This window comes from Hallerella succinigenes, from assembly GCF_002797675.1.
GTDB lineage: Bacteria > Fibrobacterota > Fibrobacteria > Fibrobacterales > Fibrobacteraceae > Hallerella > Hallerella succinigenes.
In genome coordinates, this window is record NZ_PGEX01000001.1 from 603,965 (window position 1) to 617,247 (window position 13,283).

At 50.5% G+C, this 13,283-nt stretch carries 12 protein-coding genes and 1 tRNA gene; 10 read left to right on the forward strand and 3 right to left on the reverse strand.

Annotated elements, in window-relative coordinates:
- Window positions 1-15 precede the first annotated feature (15 nt).
- Window positions 16-1,203, forward strand: a complete 1,188-nt coding sequence (locus BGX16_RS02575; protein ID WP_100424654.1) for a saccharopine dehydrogenase family protein — start codon at window positions 16-18, stop codon at window positions 1,201-1,203.
- Between the two features lie 190 nt (window positions 1,204-1,393).
- Window positions 1,394-3,052, forward strand: a complete 1,659-nt coding sequence (locus tag BGX16_RS02580; protein ID WP_100424655.1) for a GGDEF and EAL domain-containing protein — start codon at window positions 1,394-1,396, stop codon at window positions 3,050-3,052.
- A 38-nt stretch (window positions 3,053-3,090) separates the two neighbouring features.
- Here the strand turns inward: BGX16_RS02580 and BGX16_RS02585 are convergent.
- Window positions 3,091-3,179 (reverse strand) — tRNA-Ser (locus tag BGX16_RS02585).
- Window positions 3,180-3,265: 86 nt separating this feature from the next.
- Here BGX16_RS02585 and BGX16_RS02590 point away from each other — a divergent pair.
- Window positions 3,266-5,182 carry a DEAD/DEAH box helicase gene (locus tag BGX16_RS02590; RefSeq protein WP_100424656.1) on the forward strand — a complete coding sequence of 639 codons (1,917 nt, stop codon included), beginning with the start codon at window positions 3,266-3,268 and terminating at the stop codon, window positions 5,180-5,182.
- Between the two features lie 71 nt (window positions 5,183-5,253).
- Here the strand turns inward: BGX16_RS02590 and aroC are convergent, their stop codons facing one another.
- The gene (gene aroC, locus BGX16_RS02595) at window positions 5,254-6,336 is read right to left on the reverse strand and encodes a chorismate synthase (protein WP_100424657.1); all 1,083 of its coding nucleotides are present in this window, start codon (window positions 6,334-6,336) and stop codon (window positions 5,254-5,256) included.
- 134 nt (window positions 6,337-6,470) lie between these two features.
- Between aroC and BGX16_RS02600 the strand changes: the two genes are divergently transcribed.
- The gene (locus tag BGX16_RS02600; protein ID WP_100424658.1) at window positions 6,471-7,040 is read left to right on the forward strand and encodes a hypothetical protein; all 570 of its coding nucleotides are present in this window, start codon (window positions 6,471-6,473) and stop codon (window positions 7,038-7,040) included.
- A gap of 29 nt (window positions 7,041-7,069) precedes the next feature.
- Here BGX16_RS02600 and BGX16_RS02605 read toward each other — a convergent pair whose 3' ends face one another.
- Window positions 7,070-7,609: a c-type cytochrome gene (locus tag BGX16_RS02605; RefSeq protein WP_100424659.1), complete on the reverse strand. Its 540-nt coding sequence runs from the start codon at window positions 7,607-7,609 to the stop codon at window positions 7,070-7,072.
- Window positions 7,610-7,641: 32 nt separating this feature from the next.
- On the opposite strand from BGX16_RS02605, the gene BGX16_RS02610 reads away from it, so the two are divergent.
- From BGX16_RS02610 to BGX16_RS02635, 6 genes are all read left to right on the forward strand, one after another.
- Window positions 7,642-8,652, forward strand: coding sequence for an SGNH/GDSL hydrolase family protein (locus tag BGX16_RS02610; RefSeq protein ID WP_100424660.1), 1,011 nt, complete (start codon window positions 7,642-7,644; stop codon window positions 8,650-8,652).
- 19 nt (window positions 8,653-8,671) lie between these two features.
- Window positions 8,672-9,994: a GGDEF domain-containing protein gene (locus BGX16_RS02615; RefSeq protein ID WP_100424661.1), complete on the forward strand. Its 1,323-nt coding sequence runs from the start codon at window positions 8,672-8,674 to the stop codon at window positions 9,992-9,994.
- 2 nt (window positions 9,995-9,996) lie between these two features.
- Window positions 9,997-10,425, forward strand: a complete 429-nt coding sequence (locus BGX16_RS02620; RefSeq protein WP_100424662.1) for a hypothetical protein — start codon at window positions 9,997-9,999, stop codon at window positions 10,423-10,425.
- A 64-nt stretch (window positions 10,426-10,489) separates the two neighbouring features.
- Window positions 10,490-11,113: a hypothetical protein gene (locus BGX16_RS02625; RefSeq protein ID WP_100424663.1), complete on the forward strand. Its 624-nt coding sequence runs from the start codon at window positions 10,490-10,492 to the stop codon at window positions 11,111-11,113.
- 65 nt (window positions 11,114-11,178) lie between these two features.
- Window positions 11,179-12,021 carry a TIGR02147 family protein gene (locus tag BGX16_RS02630; RefSeq protein ID WP_100424664.1) on the forward strand — a complete coding sequence of 281 codons (843 nt, stop codon included), beginning with the start codon at window positions 11,179-11,181 and terminating at the stop codon, window positions 12,019-12,021.
- Complete coding sequence (locus BGX16_RS02635) at window positions 12,018-13,280, forward strand: hypothetical protein (RefSeq protein WP_100424665.1); 1,263 nt, start codon at window positions 12,018-12,020, stop codon at window positions 13,278-13,280. Before BGX16_RS02630 ends, BGX16_RS02635 begins: the two co-directional genes overlap by 4 nt.
- The last annotated feature ends 3 nt before the right edge of the window (window positions 13,281-13,283 follow it).

Genomic DNA, 13,283 nt, shown 5'->3' on the forward strand with positions numbered 1-13,283 from the left:
CCAATGGAGTGAAAAATGTCCAAGGTTTTGATTATCGGCGCCGGTGGCGTTTCCAATGTAGTGGTCCGCAAGTGCGCCCAGAACTCGGAAGTCTATTCTGAAATTCTCCTCGCCAGCCGTACCAAGTCGAAGTGCGACGCCATCGCACAGGATATCAAGAACATTCCGGTCCATACCGCTTCCGTTGACGCAGACAAGCCAGCCGAAGTCGCCGCTTTGATTCGCGATTTCAAACCGGAACTCGTTATCAACGTGGCCCTTCCATACCAGGATCTCGCCATTATGGATGCTTGCCTCGCCGAAGGCGTGAACTACCTCGATGCGGCGAACTACGAACCGAAGGACAAGGCTCACTTCGAATACTCTTGGCAGTGGGCATACCACGACCGCTTCAAGAAGGCTGGCATTATGGCTCTCCTCGGATCGGGTTTTGATCCGGGCGTCACGAACGTCTATACCGCCTACGCCAAGAAACACTACTTTGACACAATCGACACCCTCGACATCGTCGACTGCAACGCGGGCAACCACGGCCAGGCCTTTGCAACGAACTTCAACCCGGAAATCAACATCCGCGAAGTCACGCAGAAGGGCAAATTCTACAAGGACGGCGAATACTTCGAAATTCCGCCGATGTCCGAGCACAAAAGCGTTGACTATCCGCAGGTCGGTCCGCGCGAAAGCTACCTCCTTTGGCACGAAGAAATCGAATCTCTCGTCAAGAACATTCCAATCAAGCAGGCTCGTTTCTGGATGACCTTCGGTCAGGAATACTTGACTCACCTCCGCGTTCTCGAAGACGTCGGCATGACCCGCATTGACCCAGTGGACTTCAAGGGTCAAAAGATCATCCCGCTCGAATTCCTCAAAGCTCTTCTTCCGGAACCAGGACAGCTCGGGCAGAATTACACCGGCAAGACCTGCATCGGTTGCCAGCTCACCGGAACCAAAGACGGCAAGCCGCAGACTTACTTCGTTTACAACGTCTGCGATCACGCCGAATGCTTCAAGGAAGTCAAGGCTCAGGCTGTGAGCTACACCACGGGCGTGCCAGTGATGCTCGGCGGCGCCATGATGCTCACCGGCAAGTGGAAGGGCGAAGGCGTCTTCAACATGGAACAGTTCGACCCGGATCCGTTTATGGCGGAAATCGGAAAGTGGGGCCTTCCGTGGAACGAAGTCTTTGGACAGAAGCTCGTCTAATCCACCCAATATTCAAACAGAAAACGATTGCGAAATGCGGTCGCTTTCTGTTTTCTGCGCAAAAAAACTTTTATTCCAACTTGGAAGATTCCATTTGTTTTCACAATCTTTCCCAAGACTTCTTTTTCAAACCTTTCCCTTTTTAAAAATTTGCATCATATATTATCTATGAGGAAAGTCTAGGATTGGTATGGTCCATATTTTTGAAGACAATGAAAAGCACTTGTTCGAAGCGTTATCCAACAGCTCCGACTCGGCATATTTTTTTGCAAGCGACATGAAGGCAAATATTGCCGTATGGTCAAAATCTGCGCAAAAATATTTGGGGCTTGAAAAAGAGTGCATCGAAAACATTCGTGAATTTTGGGAAAACCGCATTCACCCTGATGATAAGGAATTGTTCCACGGCTATTTCGATTCTGTTTTGTCCAGTCATGGGAATCATCACGATATTGAATACCGGATTCTCACTGCGACAGGCAAATACGAATGGTTACATTGCAGCAGCTACATCTACTACGATGAAAAGGGGAATCCGGATCACGCCGCGGGCTTTATACGCCCTCTCGGTTACCGAAACAAGATCGACCCCGTGTCGAATTTGAGAACCGTCCACGAGTTCCGCGATAATTTACAGAATCGTTTGCAGAAAAACGACCGTGGCGCGATCCTGATGTTCGACTTGATCAACTTCAAAAGGATCATCGACGATTACAGCTATTCTTTTGGCGACCGTTTTCTTTACACGATGGGAACGCTTCTCAAGCAAGCCCTCACCAAGGAAGATTCCATTTTCCGAATGCAGGGTTCAAACTTTGCCGTCATCATCAAGTCGTGCAAAAAGTCCGACATCCAAGCGGCGTTTGAAGCGATCCGTCAAGTTTTGAGCCATGTCACAGTAGACAACATCGAAATCAATCAGGATTTTGTCTGCTCAGCGACCATCTTCCCTTCCAACGGTGTCGATGTGGACCGCTTGCAGCAAAACCTTTTCTACGGCGTCGAATACGCCAAGGAGAACAACAGCCGAGAACTCGTCTATTACACGGACGACCTTTACCTGCAAAACATTCGCCAGGCACAGTTGCGCGAAGCAATCAAAAAGAGCATCCGCAACCACTTTGAAGGTTTTGAACTTTTCTACCAGCCCATCGTCCACTCGGAAGAAAAAATCTGCGAGTCCGCCGAAGCGCTTCTCCGTTTCCACACGCCGGAACTCGGCATGGTCAGTCCCATGGATTTTATTCCTATCTTGGAAACCTCAAAAGACATCATCTCCGTGGGAGCGTGGGTCATTGAAAAGGCGATGGAAACCGTTAAAGAATGGCAAACGATCAATCCGGATTTCAAACAAATTCACGTCAATGTTTCCACGATTCAATTCCACGTCCCCGGATTCAAGAAATTCGTTTTTGACACGCTCAAAAAATACAGTCTGCCCGGTTCCGCGCTTGTCCTTGAACTCACGGAATCCTGCCGTGTGAAATCGACGGAGGAATTCGCTGAGCTTTTTGAAGAATTCAAGCGCCACGGCGTGATGACAGCCTTAGATGATTTCGGAACAGGCTACGCTTCGCTGATCGTTCTTTGCGATATTCCTGTGGACATCCTAAAACTGGACCTTCAGCTGACACAGAACTTTGTGAAGCATCCACAGCACCGCGCCATTTTAAAACTCGTCGCAGACCTTTGCAAGAACGGAAAAATTCGTTTGTGCGCAGAAGGCGTCGAAACCGAAGAATCGCTTTCCTTGATGAAGAACGCCGGGGCGGATCTCATCCAAGGCTATTTCTTTTCGAAGCCTCTCCCCGAAGCGGAATTCCGAAAGAAATACATCGAAATGACTTAAAACACAAAACGCCACCCGAATGGGTGGCGTTTTGTGCGAGGAGAGAGAGGGATTCGAACCCTCGGACCCCTAGAAGGAGTCTACGGTTTTCGAGACCGTCTCGATCGACCAACTCCGACATCTCTCCGTTGGTGTCACCAAATTTATAAAAAAATTTCAAAAAACCGAGGGGCTTTCAAAAAAAGGTTCGAATTTCTATATTGCATCCCTAATATGCAAGATGAAAACAATTCTGAACTGACTATCGCTGAAAATGGTGTAACCGAAACATCCGATTTCGCAGAAAAAGCGTTAAAATTCAGCGATTTGGGACTTTCTCCTGAAGTTCTCGAAGGAGTCAAAAATGCCGGCTACGAAACTCCCTCGCCCATCCAGGAAAAGGCTATCCCCATTTTTCTTTCGGGGAAAAATCTCCTCGGCACAGCTCAAACGGGTACAGGTAAGACTGCAGCCTTTACGCTGCCGCTTCTCTCCCACCTGCAATTCAAGAAGGGCGAAACCTCCATGCTCGTCCTTTCCCCGACCCGCGAACTGGCAGTCCAGGTTGCCGAAGCGGTTCAGCATTTTGCAGTCGCCCTGCCGTATGTCCATGTTGTTCCGGTTTACGGCGGACAAGATATCGGCATTCAATTTCGCGCCTTGAAGCGTACCCCGCAGATCGTGGTGGCAACGCCGGGTCGATTGATCGACCATCTGAAGCGTGGAACGATCAGCCTTGAAAATGTCCAGGCGGTCGTCTTGGACGAAGCCGATGAAATGCTCGACATGGGCTTCATGGACGAAGTCGAAGAGATTCTTTCCAAAATTCCGCAAAGTGCACAGCGCGGTCTCTTCAGCGCCACGATGCCGTCGAACGTTCGAAAGATCATCGACCGTTACCTCGGCGAATACGAAGAAGCTTGCATCGAAGCGAAAACCGCTACGGTCGATAAGGTCCGTCAGCGTTACCTGACCGTTCGCTCCGAACAGAAGATGGAAGCCCTCACCCGCGTTCTCGAAGGGGAAACCTATGACGGTGTGATTATCTTCGTGCGCACAAAACAGCTCGCCTCCGACGTTTCCGAACGTTTGGAAGCCCGGGGCTTTAACGCAGCTCCTTTAAGCGGCGACCTCGCCCAGACTCTCCGTGAACGCACCGTGAACCGCTTGAAGGAAGGCAAGATCGACATTCTCGTCGCCACGGACGTCGCAGCCCGCGGACTCGATGTGGACCGCATATCTCACGTCATCAACTACGACGTGCCTTACGACACCGAATCTTACGTGCACCGCATTGGCCGTACTGCTCGTGCAGGCCGCGAAGGGAACGCCATCCTCTTCATCACTCCGCGCGAACGTCGCATGCTGAAGATGATCGAAAAGGCAACCCGCAAAAAGATCGACCCGATGGAAATTCCGACGGGCGAACAGATCAGCGAACGCCGCGTTTCCATGTTCAAGCAAAAGGTTCTCGACACCCTCGCCGAAGGCGCTCTCGAAGAATTCCGCAACCTGGTGGAAGCCCTTGTCGAAGAAAAGGGGATTCCGGCTCTTGAAATCGCAGCCGCTGTAACAAAGCTCGCCCAGGCTGGTCAGCCGCTCTTCCCCACGGATCTTCCGGACATCAAATCGGTTCCACTCCGCGAAGAACGTCGCAAAGCAAGCGAAGACAAGTTCGGCAACGGTCCTAAGGACCACGCTCCACGCGTCGAAAAGGACAACGGTGTCGAAGAAGGTTACGAACGTTACTACTTGGGCGTCGGACGTCGTGATCACGTTTCCCCGCGAGACATCGTCGGCGCCATCGCCGGCGAATCCGGAATTTCTTCGGGTGAAATCGGACGCATTAAACTTTTCGACCGTTTCAGTACCGTGGAACTGCCGGAAGGTCTCGCCCCGGAACTCAGGATGATCCTCGAAGAAATGACCATCCGCGGCAATCCTTCGAAGTTCCGTCTCATGACCGACGACAAGCCTTTGCCGACCGAACGCGAATCCTTTGGAGACAGAAAGCGCAACCGCGATTTCGTGAGCCGCAGAGACCGCAACCGCGGTGACCGCCGCAAGGGCAAAAAGGACTTCCGCGAACGTCCATTCCGCGAACGCGACGACAAGCCTTTCCGTAAGACGCGTCGTTTTGGTCGACACTAAAAAATTCAAATAGAAAAGCGGTCTGCATTTTAGACCGCTTTTTTATACCTTCAAGACTGAAAAGCGTTTCTTTAGAACAGCTTTCGTGCGCGCTGTTCGAGGAACAGATTCACAAGCGCGATAGCCGCCATGCTTTCCACAATCACCGGAGCGCGCAAAGCGACGCAAGGATCGTGACGTCCACGGGCAGCAAGCGTCCCGTTTTGATGATCGCGGCCAGCCGTCTCCTGTTCCTGGGCAATCGTCGCGGTCGGCTTAAAAGCAATACGGCAATGGATTGTTTCGCCGTTCGTGATACCGCCGAGAATACCGCCCGCGTGATTCGTCAGGGTGCGGTACTTGCCGTCTTCAAAACGGATAACGTCGTTGTTTTCCGAGCCGTGCAATTCTGCGGCATGGAAACCTTCACCAATTTCAAAGCCCTTCACGGCAGAAATGCTAAGAAGCGCCCCGCCGAGAACCGCCTGAGCCTTATCAAACACAGGTTCCCCGACTGCAACCGGAGGTTTGCGAATATCCAAAGCCAAAACCGCTCCGATCGAATCCTTCGCAAACTTTGCTTCTGCCACGGCCTTCGCCATTTTTTCGCTCGCTTCCGGATCTGGGCAGCGAACCGGGGACGCCTCCACGGCTTCGAGGGTCACCTTCGACGCATCCACGTTCGAGGTCACGGTTCCCACCGATTCGACCCAACTCAAAATTTCCGTTCCACAGGCGAGTTTCAAAATTTTACTTGCCACAGCACCGGCAGCTACACGGGCAAGCGTTTCACGCGCTGAAGCACGACCGCCGCCACGGTAATCGCGGAATCCGTACTTCAAATCGTAAGTCAGGTCCGCATGTCCCGGTCTGTACCAGTTCATCATCTCGGTATAATCCTTGGAATGCTGATTTTCATTCCAAACAGCGAGGCAAATCGGTGTTCCTGTCGTCTTTCCTTCGAAAACACCTGAAAGAATGTGCACTTTGTCCGCTTCTTTTCGCGGCGTCACCAGGGTATTTTGCCCCGGACGGCGACGATCCATCGCCTGCTGGATGTCTTCTTCCGAAAGGGGAAGTCCTGCAGGGCAACCGTCAATGACGGCGCCAACCGCTTCACCATGGGATTCGCCCCAGGTGGAAACCGAAAATAATTTACCGTAAATGCTAGACATATATGGCGAAATATAACAATATAAGGCCCTTCAACGTTTTTTTCTCTATTTTCATCCCTTTTTGTTCTTTACCCTTTCAAATTTTTCCATTTGTTTACTATGTTTTACTCAGTGTGGTTACTTATAGAGACACGATGAAAAAAGTAATTCTCATTGTTTGCGCCTTGTTGGCTATCCAGGTTTGGGCACAGTCTTCGACTGGCTTTGCTGGCATTAACTTTGGACTCAACAGAGAAAGCGTTATCGAAGAAATCATGAAGCTGGGATACGACCCGCTGGGTTCCGCTGATGGAGCAGACCGCGTTGTAATCCCTGTGTACATGATGGACGAACTGCCGGTGCAGGTCGATTTCCTCTTCAACAAGAACGATCACTTCTACGCCTTTGAAGTTCGCACTGGCCGTATGGAAGTCGACCGTCTCCCCAAAGTTTTCGAAGCTCTCGAATACATGTCCGACCGGTTTGTCGATCGTTACGGCAAAAAGGTTCGTACGACGGAACTTCAGGAAGCCGACATCAAGCCCAGCGTTCATAACCTGTACAAGCAGTGGACAAACCACAAGAGCTTGAATATTTACACGGCGATTATCTATAAAGACGGTCGCTATTATACGGTCGGTTCGGTCACCAACCGCAAGCTCGCCAAGGAACAGTCCAAAAGCAAGTCGAAGAAACACGATTTCTCGGACATGATGCCGAACTAAAATTTTCACAGTTTTGAATTCAAGGCGAATCACTGAAGATTCGCCTTTTTTCGTCTTTCTTCCAGAATGGAATCTTCCTTCATCGCCGCGGCAGCTTCTTCCGCAGTCCACGGATGCCGTGGCAAAGTCTGCGAAAAACCCGCGATATCAACCATTTCATCCAAAGGGATTTCGTCGTAATACGGTAACATGCCTCGAACGGAATCTCCAAAATTCATCATGTACCAGAACGTCGGAGCCTCGTCATGGGCCGTCGTTCCAATGTACCGCGGATGCCACATATCGCCCGAAAGGTTCATACGCCTTCCGTCATCACCGTGACACGGGCGGCAATTCCGCATAAAAAGCTTTTCACCCCGGACAAGATCTGCCCCTCTAATCATTCCGTTCGAATCGAGCAGATTGTAAACCAGGTGCGCCATTCGTTTATCTACAATCGTCAGCGTATCCGCCGCCGATCCCGGTTCCGGAACCTCGGGTGCGCCACCCAGACACAAGTCCACGCCTAGCGCGACTCCATAAAGGATCGGGGCCGTATAAAGGAACTTCTTCCAGGTTTTTCTTTTCATATTCCCAAAATAGATTTTATATTGCTCTCCGCATGATGGATTTTCAAAACATAATATGGGAAGGGCGCTGGGCTCTCGATTCCGAAAAGGCAAGGACCTGTGCCCCCGCCGCCAATTTTTCTTTTTCTTTTGAAGGCCAATCTCTCGATCTCGAAATGGAGGGAGAAGCCCGTTTCAAAGTCGAAATTGACGGAAACGAACTTCCGGAGCTTTTGACGCGCGAACGCAAGCTCTACCACGTCGCCGAAGGTCTCTCTTCAGGCGTTCATACAGCTCGCATTTGGAAGAAGACCGAATCGGAATACGGAAGTGTTGCGCTTTACAGCACATCCCCGGCGCCGACCGTTTCCCAATCCCAAAGCACGAGCGCTCACTCCCAAAGCGGCATTTCGCAAATCGAATTCATCGGAGATTCTTACACGGTAGGCTTTGGAAATGCAGCTCGCGATCCGATTACGGGAACCCCTTTTACGACGACGGACGCTTCCCAGAGCTACGGCGTTTTGACCGCCCAAAAACTCGGAGCGTCCTTTGCAATCAATGCTTACAGCGGACGCGGCCTTGTACAAAACTACATGCGCATGGCGCCGAACTGGACGATTCCCAAACTGTACGCATACACACTCGGTGGCGAAGCGCCCTTGGGAAGTTCTCCCTTATGGAACTTTAAACAGTTCGATCCACAGGTCGTTTGTCTGTTCGTCGGCATCAACGATTGGCAGGGAGAAGGCCCGCATCCCGAGGCAAAAGCCTTTGATAGCGCCTATGCGGATTTTTTGGACAAGCTTCGCGAGCACTATACGCGACCGCAGTTCGTGCTGATTTCGACCGAAGTCTACCCGGTGAACTATTTGCCGGAAAGGGTGGAAACCGTTCTTACCCAAGAACTTAGCCGTGGAAACCGGGACGTTTCACACCTATTTTTAGAGACTCCGCACAATGCCGGGCTCGATTTTCATCCAAACTTACAGCGTCATCAGCAGATGGCAGAATCTTTGTATCTAAAAATTAAGGATATTTCGATTCAGAAAAAATCTATTTAATGTATTTTAAATATAACTTATGAAAGTTATTTGGCTAAAATTAATGTCCATTTTCCGCTTGAACTTGATGATTGCATTCTTGCTTTCCGTCACAGTGATTGCACTTTTTTGGAATAAATATGGGATGGACGACATTTACACCATCCAGCCAGCCACCTATCCATACATTGTAGGCCAGACAGACTCGGTAGACGGCGGAGCTTCCGTTTTGGAACTCACCCGCACGGACTCTTCCATCGTCATGGATTACGAACTGCGAGAAGGTTATCCCTACCCTTACGTCAACATGCAGATTTATCTGGGTGACGGCAAGAGCCACGGCAAGGACCTTTCCCATTACGACAGCATTTACATTTGGGTGAAACCGCGTGGCGAAGGCTCAGTGCGTCTTTACCTGCGCGCCTGGGACGATTCCATTTCGAAACCCGGAGACCAGTCGACTCTGAAATTCAATGAGCTCGAATTCTTCCCGCTCGAAGAAACCTACCCCGCTGTTTTCGTTCCGATTGAATTCCGCGTTGCCGGTTGGTGGGTTTCTCAGCACAACGTGAACGCTCACCACGCCCGCGTCGATCTTTCGAATATCCCGTTAATTGAAATCCAGACGGGAACCGCCGCGCCTCTCGGTTACGGCACTCTCGAAATCATGGGCATCACATTTAAGGGGAAACTCATTTCTGCCGAAAAGTTGATGTTCGTTCTTATCGCTCTCTGGTTCTTCTCCTTCCTCTTCTACCTGATTCTTCGCCTGCGTGATTACAGCATTCAGCGCAACACGGAACGAAAACGTCGCGAAGAACTGGAACACAACCTGGTCGTCCTTGAAGTCGAAAAGTCCGACTACGAAAAAGCTTCGAAGGAAGACGCCCTTACAGGTTGCTTGAACCGCGCCGGTTTCACGAGCGTTCTGACTCGCGAACAGGAACGTTTGAACAACGGCGGAGGCGCCCTCTCGTTCATCATGCTCGACATTGACTTCTTCAAGAAGATCAACGACACTTGGGGCCACAGCGTTGGCGATGAAGTGCTCGTGAACCTTTCTAAGCTCATCCGTAGCCGCATCCGTACAACCGATGCCCTTGTGCGTTGGGGTGGTGAAGAATTCGTGATTCTCTGCAGCGACACGCCACTGCAGAACGCCCAGTTCCTCGCCGAAAAGCTCCGTGTGAACGTGGAAAATACTCAGCTGATTTCCCAACAGCAGATCACCTGCTCGTTCGGCGTTGCCGAAATGCTCCCGCATGAAGATCCGAAGATCGTTTTCGAACATTTGGACAAGGCTCTCTACAGTTCGAAGCGCGGAGGTAGAAACAGCGTAACGGCCGCAATCAAAAAGATTTGACTATGAAAAAATTTCTACTTCTCTTGACATTGGCATTCCTTTTCGGCTGCGCCAAGAAGATTCCCGAATTCATTCCGCTGTCCGTGAACTGGTACGGCTTTGAAGGCGATGTCCAGGCGGTCAATCCGTCTTACAAGCCAGCCGAAATCGATTCGACTTTGGAAGAAGCCTGCCTGATTTCGATGACCCGTACCCTAATGGAAGACAAGGTTATCCAGGAAAAGTCCAAGAACGGAAAGGAATTCAACGTTCAATATCTAGGCGTCGCTGCAAAAGAAGGTTCCGCTCTTGAATTCCGCGGGCAGTGCGCCAATCCCGAAGACAACACGGATTTCGAAAAGGCGATTCTTTTCTTTGTGCCGGAAAAGAACTGCAATTTGACAGCCCGTTGCGAAAAGGGCGGCAAGATTCAAAATCTCAAAATCTTCTAGTAAAAAAACAATTCTGCATTCTCCCGTGCGTTCTGCTCGGGATTTTTTTGTTTAGATTGAAACTATGCAGTTGAGGTCTATTTTCCACTTTAATTCGGAGCGTATTCTCCTGTTGCTCGGAGACGCGCTTCTGATTGCTCTTGCCGTAGCGCTTTCGTACGCGGTGGCGTTTATTGGCGAATCATCCCTGCTGCTTTCCATCGAAGGTTTTTACAGCGTTCTCTTGTACTGGCTTGGGACGCTTCTCGTCTTTGCTTACGGAGGCCTTTACGCCAAGCCGACGACGGATTTTTCCCGGAAAAAATTCAAATGGCTCGCCATGATGAACACGTATGTCGTCGGAGCCGTTTTTTTGACGGAATACGTCCTCGATCCTGAAATTTGGCTCTTCGCCCTCGTCTTTATGCTCGCCTCTTTCATTGTGCGCACGATCACATCCACCTGTTGTGTTCTCCAAGGGAACAAGACGGATTTGACAATGATCGCCGTAATCCCGTTCGTCATCGGGGCAATCGTCACTTTGACCCTGACCCCAAAAATTTTGCCATTTGCACCGCTTCCGGACTCCGCTTTGACGATTTCCGGGCTTGCCACCTTCCTTTACTTCCTCTACAGCACAGCTCTGCTCTCCTTGGGACGCTTTATTCTTGCTAAGTTATCTGCCCTAAAAGAAACGGTTCCGTTGTAAATCTTTACAACGTTCATCCAACTCCAAAGCCTTGAATCGTCCGTTTTTCCAATTATTTTGAGAGCATGAACCCAATTTTTGATTACACAGATTACCGAGCCTGGTTACGCGACGCTTTCGAAAATTACAAGAAGGAGCGATGCGCTGTATCCTGGCGGTATATGGCTTCAAAAATCGGGGGCGATCCGGGTAACCTTTTACGCGTTGCCCAGGGAAAAATCCAACTTTCCATCAAATATATTCAGCCGACCGCCGAATTCTTCGGATTGAACGAAAAGGAATCCGCCTACTGGACCGAACTCGTTCTTTTCGGAAGAGCGAAAAGCGACAAGGAAGCTCTCGACCATTACGAAAAAATGCTCTCCATCAAAGGCGTTTCCATTAAGCGCCTCGATGCGAAAGAACTCGAATTTTACAGACATTGGTATTCGAATGCAATCCGTTCGCTTCTCGGCATAGACGCTTTCCGCGACACCGAGGAAAGTTACAAGCGCCTCGCAGAATCCTGCACCCCAGCGATTTCTGTACGCGAAGCGAAGGATGCCGTTAAACTGTTAAAAGACCTGAAGATGATCAAGCTCGATGCTGAAGGATTCTGGTATGTCACCGAAACCTTCGTAAGCACCGGTGGGAACTGGCGTTCCGAAGCGGTCCGTCGTTTTCAGGAAGATACCATCGCACTCGCAGGCCAGTCTCTTTCGAGACACAAGCCTCCCCTGCGTGATATCAGCACGGCAACGATGACGTTCAACCGCAATATGATTGGACTTGTCCGCGAACGCATTCAAGAATTTCGCAGAGAACTTTTACGTCTGTCCAACGAAGGGACGGACGACGATGCAGTGTACCAGCTGAACGTTCAGCTGTTCCCCATTGCATTGCTCGATAAAAAGGGTGGTGAAGGATGAGAGCGAGTAAGTGGTTTTTAACAGCAGCGATTCCACTGCTCGGGCTTTGGGGCTGCGACAGTTCGCAAGCCAAAGGTCCCGGTAGCGAAACGACAAACGGTATCGTTGCCACGGTGATTTCCGATGGCATGGTTGCCTCCTATGCAGGCGTTACCCTGCACAAAGCGGACTTTATTTCGAACGATACCACGGGAACGGTCGTTGTTCCGAATTATGAAACGGATAGCCTCGGCGGCTTTACCCTCGAAGATTTGGATACGGGCAAATACCGTCTATCCATTGCGTTAGGCGGAAAACTCCATTCCGAAGAAATTTCCTATAGCGGGAACACGTTGGACCTGGGAGAAATTACCCTCGAAGCTCCGGGAACCGTTTCGGGAACCTTTGCCGATGGAAACGGTGAAACTCTTACCTCTTGGATCGGCGTCTACGGTCTTGATATTCTCGTGCGCACCGATTCCGAGGGCAACTTTACACTGTCGGGACTTCCTGCCGGCGAACTCAAGATTTTTGCCCTTTCCGAAGACCGGAAATCCGTTGTCGCCGATACGAACCTGACCGTGAAAACGTCCAAGACATGCTCCTGGATTCACACGGACCTTGCGGACAGAAGCTCTTCCAGTGCCGAAGATCCCGGAAGCTCTTCCAGCCCAGAAGAGTCCAAGTCTTCTAGCTCCGCTGAATCGTCCAGTTCAAGCGAACTTTCCAGTTCCTCTTCGAAGGAATTCGTTTCGATGGTTTTCGAAGATTTCGAGGACTCCGTCTCCTTCGCGGCTAAAAACTGGTACTTCTCGGCGGACACCGCAGCCCAGATCAATTACCCGACCCTATTGAGCAATTACTGGGATGCCGTCGTCGATAATTCCGACCGAAATGGTCATGTTTTCAGCGGATACTTTTCGACAGAGCCCGGCGGCTACGTGATCTTTGGAACCCGGATTTCCACGGAAGGCATCGATATGAGCGACTTGGATTCCGTAACCTTTTACGCCAAAGGTTCGGGAAACCTCCGTTTTGCCTTGGAGCGATGGGAAAGCACTTCCTCCGACAATCTCAAAGCCTGGACCAAAGACCTGCCTTTAACGAGTTCTTGGACGCGTTTTAGCGTGTCTCCGACCGACTTCCAGCTCCCAGAAGACGATACCCTTTCCACAGGTTGGGAAAGCGTCAAAAAGACCGTTACGCGTGTCCATTTCTTCGCGACAAGCGGCCAAGAAATTTCCCTTGACGATATCACCGTTTACGGGCTCACATTTTGATTA